Below are 20,990 nucleotides of genomic sequence, written 5' to 3'. Positions count from 1 at the left end.
CACTAGATTTGGATGTAAAATAAAAAAGGCTGCCTTGTGCAGCCTTTTTTGATTATAGTGATTAAAAAACATGTAAGGATAATATGTTTAAGCGCATTAGTTTAATTATTGGCACTTTTTTACTGAGTCTATTATTACTCGGGTATGTATTTCGCTTGCCTTTATTACAATGGGTCATTGCCCCTGAGCTTAAAAAAGCAGGTATCACATTAAGCTGTCTCGATTTTTCAATCACCGCAAAATTAAATATTCATGCCGACACAGTGTGTTTAAATTACCAAAATCAACAATTACAGCTTTTTGATGTGACTTTAAATACAAAGCGTATACGTGTTCAAAGTGCAATATTAACGCTTAATCCATTCCCTAAAAGTGATAATGCTAATCAACCGGCTAAACAGCTTGAACTAGCGCTGCCTTTAAATCGCCCACTCATTAATATTAAACAACTTGTAGTAAACAGTTATCAGCTTAATAAACCATTAAAAATAAGTGTATTGGAGCCTGTGCTAAATCAACTTAATATAACGGGTGATATAAATGCAAGTGCCACGTTAACCCCTAATAAAATAACTGGTCAGCTTACAGTTGATGACACTTTTTTAAAACAGATAATAAACACTAAAAACACCTTACTCGATGATGTTAACTTTAATACTCAACAAGCGTTTAGTTTTGATGGGGTTGAGCTTAAGTTGAACGGGGGGATTAATGCCCAATTAGCTCATACGTTTGAGCAGTGCCAATTTAATGTATTAACCACTGGCCAGATGGCCACTCGCTTTAATTTAAATAACCAAGCGTTAATGCTAGCTACTGATTTACTTAATAACACCATTAATTTAACCCCTCGCTGTACTGAGTTAAATTCAACAAGTGAATATATAAATTTTGTAAGCGAACAAGTCCCTTTAAATTGGCAGGTTAGGCTTTCTCAAGCGATTCGTTTAGAAGAGGGAGAGCTGAGTATTCCAGCAATCAATTTGATCAGTGAAGGCAATAAACACGTTGATATTTTAGTAACAGATACCGAACTCACTATTGACGCTTTGCTTGATAATATTAAGGCAAACGTGTCTGCTCAAATAAACACGCCAGATATAAACAGCATTAATATAAACGCTCAACTAGAGGGGACTAAAGTTAAAGGTGATTACGACGTTGAGCTTGAAAAGCTACCCGCATTTATTCCTGTTACTGCCAATAAGCTTAATCTCAGTGGTCAGTTTGAATTAAGTGAATTTATTGACTCAAAACCCGTCGGGTACACACAGAGTCAATTTTCTGTTGCTAGCTTTGAAGCTTTTGATTTAAAAGCAGTGCACTATCAAGGTGGTTTAATCGCGAAAATGGATAAACAACTAAATGCAGAAATTACATTAACTAATCAGTTAAAAAATGCGGCATATAAAGAATTTAAACTTACCAATATAAGTAATAGCCTGACAGTAAAAGCAAACCTAGGTGTAGGTGAGTTATTTGCCCATTTAACTGCGAAAACGCAAATTAAGGCCGTTAATAGCCCTGATATAAAAGTGAATAATATAAAAATAGACTCCAGAGGCTTACAAAGCCGTGCACTTAAAGCGTCGCATCATGCGTTTATAGATGATATTGAGCTGGTGGTAAATCACCATATATCGCCACAGGCACATCCGTTTGAGGTAATTGTGCCAGAGCAAAGTGTGTTGCCATTAAACGCTTTTATTAATCAGTTTTATCCGCTTGCGAGGCTTACAAAAGGTACTTTTAACGGCAATATTAGTGGCGATGTCAATTTACAAAGGGCATCCTTTGATATAGATGTGAGTCAATTAAGTGGACTTTATAATGACTACCTTGCAAGTGATTTTAGTAGTGTATTTAGCGGGGAGTTTGATTCAGGTAAGCTTAATGTAAAACCCACTACTTTTAATTTAAATGAGTTTAGAGCGGGCGCAGTTATAAAAAACCTTGAAGGGCAATGGGTCGTTAATAATAACAATGCATTCGTAAATGATGTTGTAGGTAATGTGCTTGGCGGTACATTTTTATTAGACAATTATACGCTTACAAAAGAAAGCCAAGTTAGCACTGTCACGTTTAATAATATCGATGCAAGTAAGCTGATCACCTTTGATGATAAGTCGGGTATTGCTTTAACGGGGCGTTTGGCTGGTATACTGCCGGTGAACTTTGATAAAAGTGGTATGCATATTAGTCAAGGTAGTTTATTTAGCCAAGGCGAGGGCAATTTAAAAATTAGTAATAATGCTGTGTTTGATTCTGTTATGCAGCAACAACAAGAATTGCAACCTGTTCTTGGGTTATTATCTGATTTAGATATTCAAAAACTTAATAGCAGTGTTGTACTTAAAAATGATGGTTGGCTAAAGCTTGGAGTTAATTTACAAGGTTATAATCAGCAAGCGCAGCAGCAAGTTAACTTTAATTATAATCATGAAGAAAATATATTTACGCTTTTACGTGCACTGCGTTTAAGTGATGAAATTACACAAAAAGTTGAGCAACAATTTTCACAAAAAGGAAATGGGCAATGAAACAGTCGTTATCGATAAAAGTGCTGCTGGCGTTAGCAGCAATATCAGCGCTAAGTGCGTGTACGCACCGTGTTGAGGTGTCGGCTAAAGAGCCTATCACTATTAATTTAAATGTTAAAGTTGATCATGAAATTCGAGTCAAAGTAGATAAAGAACTCGATAATTTATTTAATGATGACAGTGAGTTATTTTAAGGAGCTTAAATATGAATATTAAAAATAAATTAAATATAGTAACCCTAATAAGTGCCGTTTGTATGTCGTTTTCAGTTTGGGCTATGAGCTTAGATGAGGCTAAAAGCCAAGGCTTAGTCGGTGAAAACAGCTCAGGTTACCTTGGGTTAGTTGTACAAAATACACAAGCAAAAGCGGTTGTTGATGACGTTAACGAAAAACGTAAGGCGCAGTACTTAAAATTAGCTAAAAAGAATAATTTGTCATTGGCACAAGTTGAGGCGTTGGCAGCGGCAAAAACCATCGAAAAAACCCAAAGCGGCCATTATATCGAAGTAAATGGTAGCTGGGTTAAAAAATAAAGCTATTGCATTACCTAAGGCATTGAAAGCCGAGCTTATACGCTCGGTTTTTTACAGTTTTCTAATAATTGTTGCCAAAAATCAATGCCTTTGCGGCGTGCTAAGTTTATATTATGCTCAGGAATAGACTCAGGTTCGCTATAGTTTTCCAGTGCTTCACTCATACTTGCTTCACGAATTAGGTGCAAGGTAGGAAACGGCGCTCTATTTGTGTAGTTGGCTGCATCGCTCTCATCGCTATCGGCAAATACATAATCAGGGTGAAAATTAGCAATTTGATATTTACCTTCAAAGCCTTGTGCAACCAATAGCGCATTGGCTAAATCGACTAAATCTAAAAAGTCTTCAAAATCACTAAAGCCGTTATCGAACATAATCAGCGTGGTTTCTCGCTCGTTCTCACGGTCAAGCTCGATACATTGTTCAAGCATATCCATTACTGCATCATCGATGGTCTTAGCGTTACTTACAATGTAATGAATACCGTTGGTTTCGACTTCTTTACGGGCAAACGGACAAAAGTTATATTTTACAATAACGGATGAAACCCATTCTCGGGTTTGGCTAATAGCTATGTTAGTCACTGTTTTGGCTCTAAGTATTGATTAATAATAGTGAGTGTTTTTTTTATGGCGCCTTGGTTTTTAGCAACGCATTGTGCGGCTTTAGTGCCGAGTGTTTGGCATGCCTTTGTATTTTGGCTAAAAGTAATGAGTTGTTGTGCTAGCTCATCTGCATTTTCTACCACGCACGCTCCTATGAGTTTTATTAATTCAGGGTAGACATGGTCAAAGTTATACGTGTGAGGGCCTGTTATTACACCTACCGCAAATGCGGCTGATTCAAGCGGGTTATGACCACCACGACGAATTAAACTACCGCCAATATAACTAACCCTGGCCGCGCCGTATAAGCACTGTAATTCACCTAGCGTATCGGCAAGTAAAACGGGTTCGTTTTGGTAATTATTTTGGCTACGACGACTAAAGCGTAAAGTACTTTGTGTGAGTAGTTCAGCCACTTTATCAAATTGCTCAGGGTGGCGTGGGGCAATAATCAATAAAGCATCAGGTTGCTTTTTTAACAACTGCTGGTGGGCATCGAGTATTAATTCATGCTCTATAGGGTGAGTAGAGCCTGCCACCCATATAAAACGTTGTTGGCTATTATAGCGCTGTTTGAGCGCGCTCACCTTTGTTAGTTGCTCTTGATTGGGGCTTATATCAAATTTAATTGAACCTGTCACATGGCTTTTTGCAGGCTCAAGTCCTAGCGCAATAAAACGCGCTGCATCGGTTTTGTTATGGCTGGCTAACGCAGTAATAGAGTGCATAATACTATGAGTTAACTGCGCCACTTTTTGATAGCCCTGCTGCGACTTTTCAGACAGTCTGGCATTAACAACCAATACGGGGATTTTTTTGTTATGCGCATTTGCCATGATATTTGGCCACAATTCAGTTTCTAAAATACAGAGTAACTGCGGTTTGACGCGTTTTAAAAACCGCACTGTAGCAAAAGGAAAATCGATAGGTAAATAGCTAATAGCGACGGTGTCTTTAAATTGTGCGGTTATTTGTGCGCGGCCAGTGGGGGTGTTACAAGTAAGCAAAATATTTAACTGCGGGTGTTCATTTTGCAATGCTTTAATTAATGGTGTTGCTGCTAATACTTCACCTACAGACGCACAATGAAAAACAACGGGGTTAGTGTTACTTGAAAATAAAGAGCGGCTTATAAAACCAAAGCGTTCTTGAAAATGCGCGCGATAACCCGAATTTTTTTTACCTCGTAATACATATAAATAAAATATGATCAAAGGGCTAATAATGATGAGTGCAAGTGAATAAAAAGTGCGTGCCATACTGAGCTTTATTAAAGGTAATTGTAGCTAGTTTACCGTGAAACGGCTTATTTCTAAACATACAAAGTATAAAAGTTGGTTTGAGTTCAGTTACTAGGGTATAAACTAAATGAACGTCATTCAAATCACTCTATTGCATCAGTTTCTGTGAAATAGTTAATTTAATTATATTGAGGTGATTTGGGTATAAAATTATGGAATAATGAATTAATTTTTCCTGCCATTTCAGTCCCAAGAGGAATATCTCATGTCAATTATAGATTCAGTGGCAACTAGCTACCTAGAAAGTTTAAACCGTCACCAAGTACTGTTTGAAACCATGGAGGCGTATCATCAAGAGGTAATGCAATTGCTCGAAGCATGTCATAGTGCTTTACAAGCTGGTGGCAAGGTTGTTTGGTTTGGTAATGGCGGCAGTGCTGCCGATGCTCAGCATTTAGCTGCAGAGTTTGTGGTGCGTTACAAATTAGAGCGAGGCCCATTAGCGTCTATTGCCTTAACCACAGACACGTCTATTTTAACAGCGCACAGTAATGACTATCATTTTGATACTGTGTTTGAACGCCAAGTACAGGCGCTGTGTAAACCTGAAGACATAGTGATTGGTTTAACTACATCCGGTACCAGTAAAAATATCAATTTAGCATTAGAAGCGGCGAATAAAATTGGCGCATTTACAGTTGCATTTACTGGCCGCGATGGTGGACAAGTAAAAGATATTGCCAAGTTACCTATTATTATTAAAAACGACGAAACCGCGCGTATTCAAGAGGCGCACATGTTTATTGGTCACTGGTTATGTGAAGCCATGGATATGGTTGTTGCGGAGCAGCAATAATGGATTTATCTTTACTAAAAAACTTATCAGCTGCGCGTATTTTAGTGGTGGGCGATGTGATGCTCGACCGCTATTGGTATGGTGATTCAGGGCGTATCTCACCAGAGGCACCCGTACCGGTTGTAAAAGTAAGTAAGCTTGAAGATAAAGCGGGTGGTGCCGCTAACGTGGCTAAAAATATAGCCCGTTTGGATGGTAAAGTCGGTTTACTCGGTTTAATTGGTGAGGATGAAAGCGGGCAAATCTTAGAAAATATTTTAGAAGGTGAAAAAATAAATTCACAGCTTGTCAGCGTGTGTGATTTGCCCACTATTTCTAAAATGCGGGTAATTAGTCGTCATCAGCAAGTGGTGCGTTTAGACTTAGAAGAGACCTTTAGCGAGTCTCATAGTCAACTGCTATTAAATAGATTAGAGTTAGTGATTGATAATTATGACTTTATTGTATTCTCTGATTACAATAAAGGCTCGCTTTCCTTGATTAAAAAAATGATAAGTGTGGCTAAAAAAGCAGGAAAAACCGTACTTGTTGATCCCAAATCATCGGATTTAGCGCTATACCGAGGAGCTGATTACATAACGCCTAATTTAAACGAGTTTAAATTAGCGGGTGGGCAGGTTAGCTCAGAAGAGACGCTTGCCAGTAGTGCACGCACTCTTATTAATGATGCGGGTATAAAAGCGATGTTGCTTACCCGTTCAGAGCAAGGTATGTCACTTATTAATGCCACTGAAAAATATGATTTTGCAGCCCAAGAACTTGAAGTTAGTGATGTGACGGGTGCAGGAGATACCGTTATTGCAACCCTTGCAGTAATGCTCGGTGCAGGAATGACTGCAAAGGATGCAGTGGAAGTTGCAAACTTAGCGGCAGGTATTGCAGTAAGTAAATTGGGCGCCGCTACGGTTTCCCCTGAAGAATTAAGCCGTAAACTAGGCCAATATTTACAGGCAACTGGCGAGCATTACCAAACTCCATTTGATGATGTACTGCAACACATAGAATTTGCTAAGCAAAATGGCGAAACTATTGTATTTACCAATGGTTGCTTTGATATTTTACACGCAGGGCATGTGCGCTATTTAGCACAAGCTAAAGCGCGTGGCGATAGGTTAGTGGTTGGTTTAAACAACGATGAATCTATTACGCGCTTAAAAGGTGCAGAACGTCCAATTAATCCATTAGATGAACGCGCTATGGTATTAAGTGCATTGGCCTCTGTCGATTGGGTTATCCCCTTTGGCAGTGCTGATGAAAATGACACGCCAGCAAAACTTATCGAGCAAATAAGCCCCGATATTTTAGTTAAAGGCGGTGATTACACCATTGAGCAAATAGCTGGGGCAGAGCATGTATTGCGCCATGGTGGAAAAGTAGAAGTGCTTGAATTTTTAGATGGTTGTTCGACATCAAAGGTGATCAGCAAAATAAAAAGTTAGTTCGCTAATGAAAAGCTAGTTCGCTAGGGAAATGAAAAAAGGGGATAAACGGCGGTTTATCCCCTTTTTAATTTTTATTAGCGATACTAAAAGTTGTACTCGAACTTAGCAAACGCTGAAGTGTCGTTATCAGCTTTATCGTTATTTGAGGCAAGCCCACCAAGGGTTAAACGCCCCCCCATTGCAAGCATTCTGTAACGCACTTCAAGCTGCTTAGAAGCAATTGCGGTTTTTGTGATTGAGTTACCTAAATCTGGATTATTAGGGTAACGGTCGCGGTTGTCGCTGTTGTAGTCAATATCACGCAATTTTATTTGCCAATCAGTGCCGTTAGAAAGCTGTCCTAGTATAGTGAGCACGAGTGACTGCGCGTCATTATCATAAGTAGAGCCGATAGGGCGGCCATGATAGCGATAGCCCGATTGGTAGTCAGTGTGTTCATAATAGCAATTTTCTGTTGCTGATGTGGCAGAGCACGCTACGCCGGTATCAGTGTATTCTAAGTTAAATAAAATATTCTGATCATAAATACGATGAGTAGTTTGAGCACCAAATAAATAAGCCCTATCTGCTGGTTTAAACTGAGAGCTTGCATCTTCACCAATGGTACTGGCATAAAGCGCGTAAGGTTGATTGAATAAAGTATCAGACCAACGAATATCCATACCCGCTAATTGATTACCAATTTTAGATTCTAACTGGCTATCGCAATTTGTAGTGCCATCAACACATCTTGTATCACCCGTGATCATATCAAAAAAATCACCGGCTGAATTAGGTTGTCCTTTTCCTGCCCATTGAGCTGACCAGCTAAAGCCAATTTCTAGCTGTTGAATGGGACGTAAGTTTAATCGTGTGCTCCAAAGTAAGGCATCAGGAATAACGCGGGTTGACTCAAGTTTCGCCATTTGTGCTGTAAAGCTCCACTGACCAATCCAACTTAACCAGGGCGTTTCAAAGGCACTGCTTTGCTCACGTGAAATACTAACGGCAGGTAATGGCTTTGCATTACCAGACATTATCAAGCTGTTATCAACGCCTGGGCCCCAAAATTGCTCAATGGCACCCGCTCTTACAATCCAATTGCCCATACGATACGCTAAGTAGCTGTCATCAAGTGAGGTATCATTGCAATCTGTCAGTGCCTGCTGGTTTTGAGCTATGTCATCAATTGTTTTGTCAGTAACTAAGCATTTTTTTCCATCACTTCGGTAATTAAGCGCAATTTTTGCTGCAAAGTTATGCCCTAAATAGGCATAAGCTGCAGTTAACTCTGACTCTTGGCTGTTAGTGGCTCCAAAGCTAGTGACCGTTAATGGATCTGAATTGGCAGAAGCAGAAAACTGCATACTATGAGAGCCACTATTTTCTGACTTATAACGATGTTTTACCCGTAATAGTGCATCCTGTAAGCTAGGAGATAATTGCTCTAATGTGGTGCTGTCTAAATCAGCAATAAAGCTTTTCCACATTAATGGGTAAGTTGTTACTGGGGCTAAAATAATACCCGCATCGGCGAGCTGTTGAATATCGGCTCTAAGACCGTAATCATCAGGTTTGACCCAGGGTTCAGCATTTACGGTGGTTGTTAGGGCGCAAAAAAGCGAAGAAAGTATGAAAATTTTGTTTCGCAAAGCTCAGATCCTTGTGATTGAAATTGTTGCTAAGTTTAGCAACCTAGACTCATCATTGCAGTAATTAAATCATCCCATTAAAGAGAGTTTAATGGGATGATTTTGGTTCAGATTTAAAAATAGACCCTATCGTAAAAAAGGTGTCGTTGATATACTCATCACAAAGTAGAAATTGAGATGGCAATGAGCAACAAACGACTTTTATTTATCCCTGTATCATCACCAGAAGGTATTGGTGAGTATATGCGCTCATTACAGTTAGCTCAGAGTTTAAAGGTAGAGTTTGGGAAACAGTTAGCTATTCATTTTATTTTAAATAAGCACACGCCTTACGCTAAAAGCTGCCCGTTTTCCACTCTACTTCTAAACCAATCTGCAACGAAAGAAAATTCCCAAGTATGTCAATTTATTGAACAACATAAGCCCGATGTAGTGCTATTTGATTGCGCAGGACGAGCCGAGCAAATGAAAGCAGCAAAAAAAGTGGGTGCTAAAGTTGTTTTTATTTCCCAGCACACAAAAAAACGGGCAAAAGGCTTAAAACTAAATAGAGTGGGGCTTATTGATATTCATTGGGTGGTTCAGCCTGATTATTGTGTTGACCCCCTCTCTTGGTATGAAAAACTAAAGCTCACTATGCTGCCTTTGGCGTATCCTAAAAATGTAGGGCCATTTACTGTATTTGCATCAGCGCAACAAAAATCCGATGTATTAGTGCGTTATAATTTAAAAGAAAAAGAGTTTTTTATTATTAACGCAGGCTCTGGTGGGCATAATGTTAATGGTGAAAACTGCGCAGATATTTTTTTTCAAGCAGGGCTTATCATTGCAAAACAAACGGGTTTAAAAGGGGTTGTGGTATTTGGTCCCAACTATACGAGCAAATTACCAGATACAGATGAACTTATTTGTTTATCAAGCCAACCCGGTGAAGAGTTTTTAGCCTTGCTCAGTCAAGCTAAAATCGCATTACTGAGTGCCGGCGACACCTTATTACAAGCCATTACCTTGCAAACGCCAGCTATCGCATGTGCTATTTCAAAAGATCAGAATGAGCGAGTTGCTTGTTGTGCCACCACCGGTGTTGTTAAACAGGCTGAGCTTGATATTTTAGATATTACTCAAAAAATAGCAGAGCTACTTTCTGAACCAAATTATAACAATACGCTTAGCCAATACTTGTCTTTAGAAAATGTACATAGCTTTGATATTATAACCAATGGGGTAAAAGCGTTGTTACAAGGGAGTAAGTTATGAATATTGTTATAGTTATTGACTCGCTTGTTGGTGGTGGCGCTGAAAAAGTAATGCTTACTTTGGCGCAAGAAATGGTATCAAAAAACCACAATGTGACTATTTTGTCATTGGCGCAAAATATTGAATATGACATTCCAAACACCTTATCTGTTGAAAGTTTATTTACAGGTCGAGCAACAAAAGTAGATCGATTTTGGCAGATAAAAAAGAATATTAGAGTATTAGAGGCATGGTTTGAGCAAAAGTTATTACAACTTGGCTCTATTGATTTAGTGCTTTCTAATCTAGATCGTAGTAATAACTTATTAGCAAAGAGTAAAATAAAAAATATCCATTTTGTTGTTCATAACTCAGTTAATGCAGAGCTCGCCAGACAAAAAAAACTAGGGCCGCTTTCATATTTATATCTTAAAAAGAGCAAGCAAAATTTAAATGGTAAATCACTGATTTGTGTTTCTAAAGGGGTTGAAGAAGAAATAAAACAAGGCAACTTAATAAATCCAAGTGCCATAACGACTATTTATAACCCATTCAATTTTAAAACAATCAATGAGCAAGCTAATGAGATAAATGCGAATATACCTGACTCTCCCTATCTTATTCATGTTGGGCGTTTAGCTAAACAAAAACGCCATGATATTTTATTTTCTGCATTTGCCAGGCTCGATAAAAAATATAAATTAGTACTGCTATGCAACAAAAAAGAAAAGGCACTAAAGCTGGCTAAAAAATATGGCATAGAAAGCCAGCTTATTGTTCCGGGGTTTGTACAAAACCCATACAACTGGATAAAACAGGCAAAAGCTTTATTGTTAAGCTCAGACTTTGAAGGCTTTGGTAATGTGCTAGTCGAGGCTTTAGCGGTAGGAACACCTGTTGTCAGTACTGAGTGCCCTCATGGTCCAAGTGAAATATTGACAGGTGAACTAAGCAAGTATTTAGTACCAATTGGCCAAAGTGAGCAACTTGCGCTGGCAGTGAAGCACGTGCTCGCAGATAACCCAAATGTAGCCAACGCCGCTATTTTAGGCAAAGTGTGTGCAGATAGCGTAACAGAGCAATACCTAGCATTAGCAAACTAGTTTTTATTAGGTTAACCCGTGACGGTAGTATTTATTTAAACGCTGCCAGTCGTTTTGTTGCCAATAAAAGCTGCTATTGTGGTTTTGCTCTTTTAAAAAAGAGCGCTGTAGGCGAGACATATTGCTTTGTTGCCATTTTATATTGGGTGTTTTTATTTCGCCGCGGTCAAAATCGATAATGTAAACGTCGCCAAAGTCATCAAATAAAATATTATTGATGTTTAAATCAGCGTGATACACCCCCTTATTATGAAATAGGGCAATAGTTTGTGCTATTTTTTTTATCTCAGCTTCACTTAATGCGCGTTCAATCAATATATCTAATACGCTTTTAGCACCGCTAACCGCTTCGGTAATAATATCACCTCGGTAAATAAAACCATGGCGGCTCACCTTAGCTGCAATAGGTTTTGGTACATTTAAGCCCAGCGCTATTAATTGCGTCATTAAGCTAAACTCTTGATAAACACGGGTATGCTCAAGCCCTCTATATAAATATTGGTCGCTAAGCAGTTTGCCTATGAGGCCGCCACGCCAATAATGGCGAAGCACAGCCGTTAACTCTGCGTGTTTAAAAAACCATGCGGTTGCGCGTCCTTTTTTAGCGCCAACAATTTTTTGTTGGAGCTGCCAAAAGTCGGGGTTAAACCAATCTAGCTCAATCTGTTTGCTATATTGAGGATGGCTTAAAATGACATGGTTATTTTTGATGAGTTTATTAAACATGGCTCACAATATTCGCTTTAGTGTGTGGGTATATTAACGTGTTTTAAGGCTAAGGATAAGTACTTGCAATGATGCGATTATAATTTAAGATCGGGTTTTATTATATTACCTTCAAGGATACGTGTGACTTCAGCGCCTACTTATACTTCAATTTGTATTTTACGTCTTTCTGCTATTGGTGATGTATGCCATGGCGTGAGTGCGGTACAAGCAATTCAAAAAGCGCATCCAAACGCTAAAATCACTTGGGTAATAGGGAAAGTTGAGGCGATGCTGTTAGCTAATTTACCAGGCGTTGAGCTTGTTGTATTTGATAAAAAGCAAGGTAAAGCAGCATTACAAAGTTTAAAGCAGCACTTCAAGGGGAAAAAGTTTGATGTGTTACTTAATATGCAAGTGGCGTTAAGAGCTGGTTTTGTTGCTCACTGTATTCCTGCCAAGGTTAAAATTGGTTTTGACTGGGCTCGATCTAAAGAATTACATAGTTTATTTATTAACAAACGCATTAAAGCCCAATCTCAGGCGCATGTTTTAGAGGGATTTAAAGGCTTTGCGCAAGCGATTGGTGTTGATGATTATGTGCCTGTGTGGAATATGCCCTATACCGACAAGGATCAAGCTAAAGCTGATGAGCTTTTGGGTGATGACTACTTATTAAATAAGCTATTTGTTATTTCGCCTGCAGCAAGTAAAGCACAGCGTAACTGGTTACCCGAACGCTATGCTGCGCTTGCTGATTATGGGCATGCAAAAGGGTTTAAAGTGGTGCTAACCGGTGGACCGACTGAGCTTGAAATTAATCTTGCAAATAACATAATTAACTACAGCAACGCGCCAATTTTAAACTTGGTGGGCAAAACCAAGCTTAAAGAATTGCTGTGTGTGCTTAAACGGGCAAGTTTAGTGCTTGCTCCTGATACGGGGCCAGCTCATATGGCGGTGACTGTGGGCACTCCCGTTATTGGCTTATATGCGCATTCAAATCCTGCCCGCACGGGCCCGTACTTGTATCAAGATTACGTGGTTGAGGTTTATCATCAAAATTTATTGCAGCAAACAGGTAAAACCGCCGAGCAACTGCCTTGGGGGACTCGTGTTAAAGGCGATGATTTAATGAGTCAAATAACCACAGATGCAGTAAAACAAATGTTTGATCATGTTGTTAAAAAAGAGTCGCTGTTATGAATAAAGAAAACACTAACAAGGCGCTTTTTCTTGACCGTGATGGCGTCATAAATGTTGATCATGGTTATGTGTTTAAAAGCGAAGAGTTTGAATTCATAGACGGTGTGTTTTCAACATGCAAAGCGTTTTATGACGCCGGTTATAAACTAATTGTTGTGACTAACCAATCAGGTATTGGCCGAGGTTATTATTCTGAAGCCGATTTTTTAGCGCTTAGCGAATGGATGAAAGCACAGTTTAGCAATCATCAAGTTGAAATTACGGATGTTTATTTTTGTCCTCATCATCCTAAAAATGCAGTGCCAGCGTATTTAACAGACTGCGATTGCAGAAAGCCAGCGCCTGGCATGTTACTCAAAGGCATCAAGGAGCATCATATCGACCCTGCACTTAGTGTGATGGTGGGGGATAAACTAGGTGATATGCAAGCTGCTATTAGCGCCAAAATAAACACTAAAGTACTGGTACGTTCAGGGAAAACAGTTGACGAGCAAGCCGAAAAGTCTGCTGACTATGTGTGTGACTCAATCAAGGAGCTTCCTGTTCTGCTTGCTGATCTGATTTAGTGCATGCCTCACGCCTGTAAACTGGCAGCTTTTCCTGCCAGTTAGCTAATTTGCGACGAATGACAAACAGTGCAATTTAGCGCTTAAACTTTTACAATACTCGCATTATAAATAGCAGCAACGCGTCTGCTGTTTAACCCGTTCAACCAAATGGAGATCACAGATGAAAGCATCTGCTTTTTTTAGCCAATTACAACAGCAAATTGAAGACGTTAAAGCGGAAGGTTTGTACAAAAATGAACGTATTATCACTTCACAGCAGCAAGCTCAAATTGAAGTGGCATCAGGTGATAAAGTTATTAATTTTTGTGCTAACAACTACTTAGGTTTAGCTAATAGCCCTGAGCTTATTAAAGCTGCCCAACAAGGCTTAAATGATCATGGCTTTGGTGTAGCATCTGTACGTTTTATTTGTGGTACACAAGATATTCATAAAACGCTTGAGAAAAAAATTAGTCAATTTTTAGAAACTGAAGACACGATTTTATATTCGTCATGTTTTGATGCGAATACCGGTTTGTTTGAAACTATTTTAGGTGCCGACGATGCGATTATTTCTGATTCATTAAACCATGCATCTATTATTGATGGCGTACGTTTATGTAAAGCAAAACGTTTTCGTTATGCGAATAACGACATGGCTGATTTAGAAAAGCAATTGATTGCAGCCAATGAAGCGGGTGTAAAAACTAAACTAATTGCCACAGATGGCGTGTTTTCAATGGATGGCGTTATTTGTAATTTAGAAGCAGTGTGCGATTTAGCCGACAAATACGATGCATTAGTGATGGTTGATGACTCACATGCAGTTGGTTTTGTTGGCGATAATGGTAAAGGCACACCAGAATACTGTAATGTACTTGATAGAGTTGATATTATCACCGGCACACTAGGTAAAGCACTTGGTGGCGCTTCAGGTGGTTACACATCAGGTAAAAAAGAAATTGTTGAATGGCTTCGTCAGCGTTCTCGCCCATATTTATTCTCAAACTCACTAGCGCCTTCCATTGTAACGGCGTCAATAAAAGTACTAGAAATGCTTGAAAACGGTGGCGAACTTCGCGCTAAGCTGTGGTCAAATGCGAAATACTTCCGTGAACAAATGGAAGCGGCAGGTTTTACCTGTGCAGGGAAAGATCATGCAATTATTCCGGTGATGTTAGGTGATGCGAAAGTAGCGTCACTTATGGCTGACAAGCTATTGGCTGAAGGGATTTATGTAACCGGGTTTTCATTTCCTGTTGTACCAAAAGGTCAGGCGCGTATTCGTACCCAAATTTCTGCAGCGCACAGTAAAGAACAGCTTGATATCGCCATTGCAGCATTTACCCGTATTGGTAAAGAGATTGGTGTTATTTAATTTTCTTGTTAAATCGCGGCCAAGTCGCGATTTTTTAATTGAGAGTGGATTATGAAAGCATTATCAAAATTAAAAGCAGAGCCGGGCATTTGGATGACAGATGCACCAAAGCCAGAAGTTGGTCATAACGATCTGTTAATTAAAATTCGTAAAACAGCCATTTGTGGCACCGATGTGCATATTTACAAATGGGATGAGTGGGCACAAAATACCATTCCTACGCCTATGGTGGTTGGCCACGAATACGTGGGTGAAGTAATCGACATGGGTCAAGAAGTACGTGGTTTTAAGGTTGGTGACCGTGTATCGGGTGAAGGTCATATTACCTGTGGTCATTGTCGTAACTGTCGCGCAGGGCGCGTTCACTTATGCCGAAATACAACCGGTGTAGGTGTTAACCGCGAAGGTGCATTTGCTGAGTATTTAGTGATCCCTGCATTTAATGCGTTTAAAATTCCAGATAATATTAGCGATGAACTGGCCTCTATTTTTGACCCGTTTGGTAATGCAGTACACACGGCTTTATCGTTCGACTTAGTGGGTGAAGATGTATTGATCACCGGTGCAGGCCCTATTGGTATTATGGCCGCCGCTGTTGCTAAGCATGTGGGTGCTCGCCACGTGGTTATTACTGATGTTAATGAATACCGCCTAGATTTAGCGCGTAAAATGGGCGCAACACGCGCTGTTAACGTGGCAAATGAAAAGCTTGAAGATGTGGCTAAAGAGCTGGGTATGACAGAGGGCTTTGATATCGGCCTAGAAATGTCAGGTGTACCGAGTGCATTTAATGCCATGCTTAATAACATGAATCATGGTGGCAAAATTGCTATGTTAGGTATTCCACCTTCAGATATGGCGGTCGATTGGAATCAAGTTATTTTTAAGGGCTTAGTGATCAAAGGTATTTACGGTCGTGAGATGTTTGAAACGTGGTACAAAATGGCTAGTTTGATTCAATCAGGGCTTGATTTAAAACCAATTATTACTCATCAATATTCAATTGATGACTTCCAAGCTGGCTTTGATATGATGATTTCAGGCCAATCGGGAAAAGTCATTCTTAACTGGGATTAATTATTCACCCGTTAAGAAAATTAAAGGCGGCATTTGTCGCCTTTTTTGTAATTATAAGAGAGTACTATGGCATTTAAACATATATCAATTGCACAAACCCTTGAACTACTGAATAAAGAAGATGTGGTGATTGCTGATATTCGCGATCCTAATTCTTATCAAGCAGGCCATATACCTGGCTCTGAAGCGCTTTCGAACGCCAATATAGCGCAATTTATGATGGAAAAAGAGTTTGATCAGCCTATTATTGTTGTTTGCTATCATGGTATGAGCTCACAAGGTGCTGCCAGTTATTTAGTCGAGCAAGGTTTTGAAGATGTTTATAGTATGGATGGCGGTTTTACAGCCTGGCAGGCCGCTTACAGTGAGAAAGTAGAACAATGATAGAGCTTGGTAGTTTAAATAATCCTCGTGCAGCACAAGGCTTTATAGACTATTTAAAAAGCCAAGGCTTTAGTGGCGATTTGCGCAGTGAGGATGGTCACACTATTGTCATTAGTGTCGCCCCTGAGCACTTTCATGCCGTGCAACCTTTATGGGATGAATTTGCTAAAAACCCTAATCATGAGCGCTATCTACAGGCATCATGGCAAGTGGGAAGTACACAATCACCATTAAAATATCAAGGACAGTCACTTAATTTAATCGCACGTTTTAAAGCACTAAGCTGGCTTAACCAAAGCGTCAGCATACTAAGTATTATTGTTTACATTGCCTTTTTATTGGGGGCGTTTGAACCGATATATATGGCTTTACAGTTTAATCCTGCGTCACCCCTTACATGGTTAACACCTGCCATAGTGCACTTTAGCGCTATGCATATTGTGTTTAATTTAATTTGGTGGGTATCACTGGGTGATAATATTGAAAAACAATGTGGTAAGGCGAGTTTGGTCGGGCTTTTTTTAGTAACCGCCCTAATTAGCAATTGGGCACAATACTTAATGGTCGGCCCTAATTTTGGCGGCCTTAGTGGCGTAGTCTATGGTTTATTGGGCTTTTGTTGGATTTATAGTGTGCTTAATCCAAAGCAACCTGCATTAGTAACAACAGCCATTGTTGGCTTTATGCTGGTATGGTTAGTACTTGGATTTGCAGACGTGTTATTTGTTGGAATGGCGAATTGGGCACATTTAGGTGGGCTTATTAGCGGTATGGCTTTTGCCTACACCGCTGGGCTATTTAAAACTAAAAGCGGTTAATGATATAAATACTTAGTGAATAAGAGATCACGGATGATTTCTTGACCAGTTTCTTCTTTGAGTAAACTTTTCAGTTTTTCTACGCTTTTTTGGCGTATCTGCTCTCGTCCTGTTAAAGATTTTATTTTGTTCTCTGGCTCTTTTGATAGTATTTCCACTAATGCATCGCGTAACAACGGTGTATGGTGTTCCACAATGGCAATATCTGATGTTTTATTTAACATTAAATCAACAGTGACACGCACATAGCCCATTTTTTTACTTGTTGGACCAATATAGTTAGTAATAATATCGGGCTCAAAACCAAAATAACCCACAGTAGACTCAGCGCGTGCAGATAGGCTAGTAAAGCTGACTAAAAGAAGAAAAAAGACGGTATATACTGTTTTTTGCATTTTAAAAGGGTTTCCGTAAGCTGGTTATAAATAGTGTATACTTATTGGTGATTAATACCAATTTTATTAAAAACATGATCATTCTAGCGTAATAAATAAATCGTTACCTGCTCAAGTTTGGAACAGGCAATAGCCAGAGTCAAACACCGATTAGCTATAATAATAAATGCAGAGCCTAGTTGAGGGCAAATCACGCTTTTTCAAATCCGTTGGCAATGTTATGATCTCACTGATTTTTATTAAGTAGAGTTATTGTGATTACGCATCCCCTTTGTTTATCTGCTGATTGGCAGTGCACCTCTAATGTGAGAGGTTTATCTAGCACAGAGCAAGAGTGGTTATTTGAACCGCAATCTTTAACGGCCAAATTAAAAAGTCGGTCGCAGCGCTTTGCTGTGAAAGTGCTGAGCGAGCAAAAAGTAGCCCTTTCACAATCCCAGCAAACGTTATTAAGTAATCAGATCAGCACCGCGCTAAACCGAGAGGTTTTATTGTTGTGTGATGATAAACCGATGGTGTACGCCCAAAGTTGGTTGCCAATAACCAATAACAACTCAGATAATCAATTGCATAATATGGGGGAGCGTCCGTTAGGTGACGTTATATTTCAAGACTCAGCCCTAACCCGCGCAGATATTGAAATTGCGCGCTTTGATGATAACCACCCGTTGCAATCACTAGTAAGAGAACTTAATTTACCAGTGCATTCTTTATTAGGACGACGTAGCGTATTTTCTTTGCACGACTACCAATTTTTGGTTTGTGAGGTTTTTTTACCAGGAGCCTATTTATACTCATGAAACTAGCCGCGTTGTCAGTTAATCATATTCCATACTATGTCCAGTTAATGCGAATAGATAAGCCCATAGGTACATTATTGTTACTTTGGCCTACATATTGGGCTTTATGGCTAGCGAATGAAGGCCTACCTAGCTTAACAAATTTTATTGTATTTACACTTGGGGTAATTGTTATGCGCAGCGCTGGTTGCGTTATCAATGATTTTGCTGATAGAAAAATAGATGGTTCGGTAAAGCGTACTTCTCAGCGTCCGCTAGCAACTGGGGCTGTAAGTAGTGGTGAAGCAATTAGTTTATTTTTACTACTTGTGGTTATTGCGTTTATATTAGTGCTGATGCTCAATACCAATACCATTTTATTGTCTTTTGGGGCGCTTGCGCTGGCATTTTGCTACCCTTTTATGAAACGCTATACGCAACTTCCTCAAGTTGTGTTAGGCGCTGCTTTTGGTTGGGCAATTCCCATGGCTTTTATGGCATCAACAAATAGCTTACCTGTGCAAGCTTGGTTGTTATTCATTGCTAATATTTGTTGGACGGTGGCTTATGACACTATGTATGCCATGGTTGATAGAGACGATGATTTAAAAATAGGGGTTAAATCAACCGCTATTTTGTTCGCCAGTTACGAACGTCATATTATTGGGCTACTAAACGTGAGCTTTGTTGCACTAATGGTTTTAATTGGCACTATAAGTGATGTTGGAATTAACTTTTACCTAGGGTTAGCTGTTGCTGCGGTTTTACTTATTTATCAACAGCGTTTGATTCATTTGCGCCAACGAGACAATTGTTTTACAGCATTTTTAAACAATCATTATGTGGGCTTAGCTATTTTTATTGGTTTGTCGTTTTCTTACCCCGTTTTAACTTAACGGGGAGGGTCGATAATACCACTAATTGACGCGTTCTTTCTAAACCACCCGGCAATTGAATAGCGATTGTCACAAGCGGGAAGCACTTCATGTACAAAGCGTTCGCTTTCAAATAATATCAATGTGCCTGCGGTGGGTTTTATAACGACCTCTACGTCTTTACTTTTAGGCTTGTATATAATTAACTCACCCCCTTTTTCAGGTGTGTTTAAATAAAATACGCTAGTAAAAACACGGTTTGAACGACCTTTAAATGCATCCACATGTTTTTTGTAAAAATCACCTTGTGTATATTTTGCATAGTGGCATTCATAGTCAAATAAGCCCATGAAAAAACACCGATTCAGGGTGTTTTTTATATTCTGCATTATCTCAAGATAACTAATTTGTGCCTGTGAGCTACTATCAAACCAGTAGGTTTTGTCTTTGCGAACAGTCTCATCAAATTGTAAATTGTTTAATCGTCCAATACCAGCAAGGGTAAAGTGCGGGTTTATTCTATAGCAATCTGCCATTAAATCAGTGATTAAGTCACTACTAATGGCATTTTCAATAACCGCATAGCCATGTGTTTCAATGTTATCTAGAAATGTGCCAGAAGCTAAAAAATTAATCATTAGTGCTTATCATAAATTAGGATGCGCTAGTTTAGTATAAAAATAATCAAAAGCTATAAAATTATTTTAGCGGGTTATTACAGGCTGCTTTTAGCTTATGCTTTCGCTATTTTATTGATAAGCGAAAGTAAATGCTCAACATGTTCTCCTGCTTCAATTTGCTTACTTGTTTGAACTATTAATTGCTCATGACTTATATCGTTATTGGTTTTAAGCTGGATCAGATTCTCGTTTTCAGCGACTGCATTTGTGTGTTCAATACTGGCAATTGCAAAATGATCTGACTTTTTAAGTCCTGTCATGACTTGTTCTATACTGCCCACTTTAATTGTTGAAACTTTATTTAACGAGTCAATCACTTCGTTTAGCATTAATTGCACTTGTTTTGATTGTGAAAAGCAACTAAACATCGGATAGCTTTCTAATTCTTTTTTGGTTATGTCACTTTTATTTGCTAAAGGGTGTGCTTTTGAACAGAACAAAATAAGCTGATCGGGTAACTGAATATCACTACCAATACTATTAATGACTTGTGAGCAAACACTAATATCAATTTCACCTAGCAATAGTTTTCTATTGAGTTCAGCTTTGTTTTGTAGCTGCATTTCAATTTTTATATGCGGATACTGATTAAGAAACTCGCCGCAAGTGATAGGTACTATACTACTCGTTGTTGTGGTATAGCCAATAACCAGTTTTTTTTCTTCTGTCCCATTAATTGCTTGCAAAGCACGGTGTTTTATTTGCTCTAGTTCACTGAGCGTATTTTTAGCAAAATCGAGGAATAATTCACCCGCTTGGGTTAGTTTAACTGAGCGAGTAGAGCGTTTAACAAGCTCATAGCCTAGTTCGTTTTCAAGGGTTTGAATACTTCGAGTTAAGGCTGAGGTACTAATTTGGGTTTGTTCAGCGGCTTGTCTAAAATGACGTAGTAGGCCAAGTGCTACAAATTGTTCTAATTGTTCAAATCTCACTATATAGTCCTTTTTTATAGGTAA

At 39.1% G+C, this 20,990-nt stretch carries 22 protein-coding genes; 15 read left to right on the top strand and 7 right to left on the bottom strand.

The window, feature by feature from the left end; all coding sequences use genetic code 11:
* Nucleotides 1–83 precede the first annotated feature (83 nt).
* Genes AC6H44_RS11550 through AC6H44_RS11540 form a run of 3 tightly spaced genes read left to right on the top strand, consistent with a single transcriptional unit; the run spans nucleotide 84 to nucleotide 3,075 of the window.
* Complete coding sequence (locus tag AC6H44_RS11550) at nucleotides 84–2,540, top strand: intermembrane phospholipid transport YdbH family protein (protein WP_500735635.1); 2,457 nt, start codon at nucleotides 84–86, stop codon at nucleotides 2,538–2,540.
* A complete protein-coding gene (locus AC6H44_RS11545) occupies nucleotides 2,537–2,734 on the top strand; it encodes a YnbE family lipoprotein (protein ID WP_500735634.1) in 198 nt (65 codons plus the stop codon). The genes AC6H44_RS11550 and AC6H44_RS11545 overlap by 4 nt, the downstream gene beginning before the upstream one ends.
* 11 nt (nucleotides 2,735–2,745) lie before the next feature.
* Nucleotides 2,746–3,075 (top strand): YdbL family probable chaperone protein, encoded by a 330-nt coding sequence (locus AC6H44_RS11540; protein WP_500735633.1) that lies wholly within the window; start codon nucleotides 2,746–2,748, stop codon nucleotides 3,073–3,075.
* Nucleotides 3,076–3,110: 35 nt separating this feature from the next.
* Here the strand turns inward: AC6H44_RS11540 and AC6H44_RS11535 are convergent, their stop codons facing one another.
* The gene (locus AC6H44_RS11535; protein WP_500735632.1) at nucleotides 3,111–3,659 is read right to left on the bottom strand and encodes a DUF1415 domain-containing protein; all 549 of its coding nucleotides are present in this window, start codon (nucleotides 3,657–3,659) and stop codon (nucleotides 3,111–3,113) included.
* Nucleotides 3,656–4,939, bottom strand: coding sequence for a lipid IV(A) 3-deoxy-D-manno-octulosonic acid transferase (gene waaA / locus AC6H44_RS11530; protein ID WP_500735631.1), 1,284 nt, complete (start codon nucleotides 4,937–4,939; stop codon nucleotides 3,656–3,658). Before waaA ends, AC6H44_RS11535 begins: the two co-directional genes overlap by 4 nt.
* 247 nt (nucleotides 4,940–5,186) lie before the next feature.
* Here waaA and AC6H44_RS11525 point away from each other — a divergent pair, with 247 nt between their 5' ends.
* Nucleotides 5,187–5,777 (top strand): D-sedoheptulose-7-phosphate isomerase, encoded by a 591-nt coding sequence (locus AC6H44_RS11525; RefSeq protein WP_028835523.1) that lies wholly within the window; start codon nucleotides 5,187–5,189, stop codon nucleotides 5,775–5,777.
* Nucleotides 5,777–7,216, top strand: coding sequence for a bifunctional D-glycero-beta-D-manno-heptose-7-phosphate kinase/D-glycero-beta-D-manno-heptose 1-phosphate adenylyltransferase HldE (gene hldE, locus AC6H44_RS11520; RefSeq protein WP_500735629.1), 1,440 nt, complete (start codon nucleotides 5,777–5,779; stop codon nucleotides 7,214–7,216). Before AC6H44_RS11525 ends, hldE begins: the two co-directional genes overlap by 1 nt.
* 86 nt (nucleotides 7,217–7,302) lie before the next feature.
* Here hldE and AC6H44_RS11515 read toward each other — a convergent pair whose 3' ends face one another.
* Nucleotides 7,303–8,850 carry a capsule assembly Wzi family protein gene (locus tag AC6H44_RS11515; RefSeq protein WP_500735628.1) on the bottom strand — a complete coding sequence of 516 codons (1,548 nt, stop codon included), beginning with the start codon at nucleotides 8,848–8,850 and terminating at the stop codon, nucleotides 7,303–7,305.
* Nucleotides 8,851–9,033: 183 nt separating this feature from the next.
* Between AC6H44_RS11515 and AC6H44_RS11510 the strand changes: the two genes are divergently transcribed.
* Nucleotides 9,034–10,107, top strand: coding sequence for a glycosyltransferase family 1 protein (locus AC6H44_RS11510; RefSeq protein ID WP_500735627.1), 1,074 nt, complete (start codon nucleotides 9,034–9,036; stop codon nucleotides 10,105–10,107).
* Complete coding sequence (locus tag AC6H44_RS11505) at nucleotides 10,104–11,189, top strand: glycosyltransferase (protein ID WP_500735625.1); 1,086 nt, start codon at nucleotides 10,104–10,106, stop codon at nucleotides 11,187–11,189. The genes AC6H44_RS11510 and AC6H44_RS11505 overlap by 4 nt, the downstream gene beginning before the upstream one ends.
* 6 nt (nucleotides 11,190–11,195) lie before the next feature.
* On the opposite strand, the gene AC6H44_RS11500 is transcribed toward AC6H44_RS11505, so the two are convergent.
* Nucleotides 11,196–11,915 (bottom strand): 3-deoxy-D-manno-octulosonic acid kinase, encoded by a 720-nt coding sequence (locus AC6H44_RS11500; RefSeq protein ID WP_500735623.1) that lies wholly within the window; start codon nucleotides 11,913–11,915, stop codon nucleotides 11,196–11,198.
* A 123-nt stretch (nucleotides 11,916–12,038) separates the two neighbouring features.
* On the opposite strand from AC6H44_RS11500, the gene AC6H44_RS11495 reads away from it, so the two are divergent.
* From AC6H44_RS11495 to glpG, 6 genes are all read left to right on the top strand, one after another.
* Complete coding sequence (locus AC6H44_RS11495) at nucleotides 12,039–13,100, top strand: glycosyltransferase family 9 protein (RefSeq protein ID WP_500735621.1); 1,062 nt, start codon at nucleotides 12,039–12,041, stop codon at nucleotides 13,098–13,100.
* Entirely contained in the window at nucleotides 13,097–13,666 is a 570-nt protein-coding gene (gene gmhB, locus AC6H44_RS11490) for a D-glycero-beta-D-manno-heptose 1,7-bisphosphate 7-phosphatase (protein ID WP_500735620.1), read from the top strand. The genes AC6H44_RS11495 and gmhB overlap by 4 nt, the downstream gene beginning before the upstream one ends.
* Nucleotides 13,667–13,829: 163 nt before the next feature.
* Nucleotides 13,830–15,026 carry a glycine C-acetyltransferase gene (locus AC6H44_RS11485; protein WP_500735618.1) on the top strand — a complete coding sequence of 399 codons (1,197 nt, stop codon included), beginning with the start codon at nucleotides 13,830–13,832 and terminating at the stop codon, nucleotides 15,024–15,026.
* 51 nt (nucleotides 15,027–15,077) lie between these two features.
* The gene (gene tdh / locus AC6H44_RS11480; protein WP_500735615.1) at nucleotides 15,078–16,103 is read left to right on the top strand and encodes an L-threonine 3-dehydrogenase; all 1,026 of its coding nucleotides are present in this window, start codon (nucleotides 15,078–15,080) and stop codon (nucleotides 16,101–16,103) included.
* 66 nt (nucleotides 16,104–16,169) lie between these two features.
* Nucleotides 16,170–16,487 carry a thiosulfate sulfurtransferase GlpE gene (glpE, locus tag AC6H44_RS11475; protein WP_500735614.1) on the top strand — a complete coding sequence of 106 codons (318 nt, stop codon included), beginning with the start codon at nucleotides 16,170–16,172 and terminating at the stop codon, nucleotides 16,485–16,487.
* The gene (gene glpG / locus AC6H44_RS11470; protein ID WP_500735612.1) at nucleotides 16,484–17,305 is read left to right on the top strand and encodes a rhomboid family intramembrane serine protease GlpG; all 822 of its coding nucleotides are present in this window, start codon (nucleotides 16,484–16,486) and stop codon (nucleotides 17,303–17,305) included. Before glpE ends, glpG begins: the two co-directional genes overlap by 4 nt.
* On the opposite strand, the gene AC6H44_RS11465 is transcribed toward glpG, so the two are convergent.
* The gene (locus AC6H44_RS11465) at nucleotides 17,302–17,700 is read right to left on the bottom strand and encodes a flagellar basal body-associated protein FliL (RefSeq protein WP_500735610.1); all 399 of its coding nucleotides are present in this window, start codon (nucleotides 17,698–17,700) and stop codon (nucleotides 17,302–17,304) included. The two genes, glpG and AC6H44_RS11465, sit on opposite strands and share 4 nt — an antisense overlap.
* A 254-nt stretch (nucleotides 17,701–17,954) precedes the next feature.
* Here AC6H44_RS11465 and AC6H44_RS11460 point away from each other — a divergent pair, with 254 nt between their 5' ends.
* Nucleotides 17,955–18,500: a chorismate--pyruvate lyase family protein gene (locus AC6H44_RS11460; protein WP_500735609.1), complete on the top strand. Its 546-nt coding sequence runs from the start codon at nucleotides 17,955–17,957 to the stop codon at nucleotides 18,498–18,500.
* A complete protein-coding gene (gene ubiA / locus AC6H44_RS11455; protein ID WP_500735607.1) occupies nucleotides 18,497–19,375 on the top strand; it encodes a 4-hydroxybenzoate octaprenyltransferase in 879 nt (292 codons plus the stop codon). Before AC6H44_RS11460 ends, ubiA begins: the two co-directional genes overlap by 4 nt.
* On the opposite strand, the gene AC6H44_RS11450 is transcribed toward ubiA, so the two are convergent.
* Together AC6H44_RS11450 and AC6H44_RS11445 are read right to left on the bottom strand one after the other, a co-directional pair.
* On the bottom strand, nucleotides 19,372–19,992 hold the full coding sequence (locus tag AC6H44_RS11450) for a 2OG-Fe(II) oxygenase (RefSeq protein ID WP_500735606.1): 621 nt from the start codon (nucleotides 19,990–19,992) through the stop codon (nucleotides 19,372–19,374). The genes ubiA and AC6H44_RS11450 overlap by 4 nt on opposite strands.
* A 95-nt stretch (nucleotides 19,993–20,087) precedes the next feature.
* Nucleotides 20,088–20,966 carry a LysR family transcriptional regulator gene (locus tag AC6H44_RS11445; protein WP_500735605.1) on the bottom strand — a complete coding sequence of 293 codons (879 nt, stop codon included), beginning with the start codon at nucleotides 20,964–20,966 and terminating at the stop codon, nucleotides 20,088–20,090.
* Nucleotides 20,967–20,990: the final 24 nt, after the last annotated feature.

This window comes from Pseudoalteromonas sp. TAP-3C (genome assembly GCF_059888565.1).
The sequence above is the reverse complement of the archived record's forward strand: the minus strand, read 5'-3'. Positions and strand labels throughout refer to the sequence as shown.

Coding starts and splice junctions, on each gene's coding strand:
- AC6H44_RS11485 (WP_500735618.1), top strand. CDS start 13,830: ATGAAAGCATCTGCTTTTTTTAGCCAATTACAACAGCAAATTGAAGAC.
- hldE (WP_500735629.1), top strand. CDS start 5,777: ATGGATTTATCTTTACTAAAAAACTTATCAGCTGCGCGTATTTTAGTG.
- glpE (WP_500735614.1), top strand. CDS start 16,170: ATGGCATTTAAACATATATCAATTGCACAAACCCTTGAACTACTGAAT.
- AC6H44_RS11505 (WP_500735625.1), top strand. CDS start 10,104: ATGAATATTGTTATAGTTATTGACTCGCTTGTTGGTGGTGGCGCTGAA.
- glpG (WP_500735612.1), top strand. CDS start 16,484: ATGATAGAGCTTGGTAGTTTAAATAATCCTCGTGCAGCACAAGGCTTT.
- AC6H44_RS11540 (WP_500735633.1), top strand. CDS start 2,746: ATGAATATTAAAAATAAATTAAATATAGTAACCCTAATAAGTGCCGTT.
- AC6H44_RS11550 (WP_500735635.1), top strand. CDS start 84: ATGTTTAAGCGCATTAGTTTAATTATTGGCACTTTTTTACTGAGTCTA.
- AC6H44_RS11545 (WP_500735634.1), top strand. CDS start 2,537: ATGAAACAGTCGTTATCGATAAAAGTGCTGCTGGCGTTAGCAGCAATA.
- tdh (WP_500735615.1), top strand. CDS start 15,078: ATGAAAGCATTATCAAAATTAAAAGCAGAGCCGGGCATTTGGATGACA.
- gmhB (WP_500735620.1), top strand. CDS start 13,097: ATGAATAAAGAAAACACTAACAAGGCGCTTTTTCTTGACCGTGATGGC.
- AC6H44_RS11510 (WP_500735627.1), top strand. CDS start 9,034: ATGAGCAACAAACGACTTTTATTTATCCCTGTATCATCACCAGAAGGT.
- AC6H44_RS11465 (WP_500735610.1), bottom strand. CDS start 17,700: ATGCAAAAAACAGTATATACCGTCTTTTTTCTTCTTTTAGTCAGCTTT.
- AC6H44_RS11525 (WP_028835523.1), top strand. CDS start 5,187: ATGTCAATTATAGATTCAGTGGCAACTAGCTACCTAGAAAGTTTAAAC.
- AC6H44_RS11450 (WP_500735606.1), bottom strand. CDS start 19,992: ATGATTAATTTTTTAGCTTCTGGCACATTTCTAGATAACATTGAAACA.
- waaA (WP_500735631.1), bottom strand. CDS start 4,939: ATGGCACGCACTTTTTATTCACTTGCACTCATCATTATTAGCCCTTTG.
- ubiA (WP_500735607.1), top strand. CDS start 18,497: ATGAAACTAGCCGCGTTGTCAGTTAATCATATTCCATACTATGTCCAG.
- AC6H44_RS11500 (WP_500735623.1), bottom strand. CDS start 11,915: ATGTTTAATAAACTCATCAAAAATAACCATGTCATTTTAAGCCATCCT.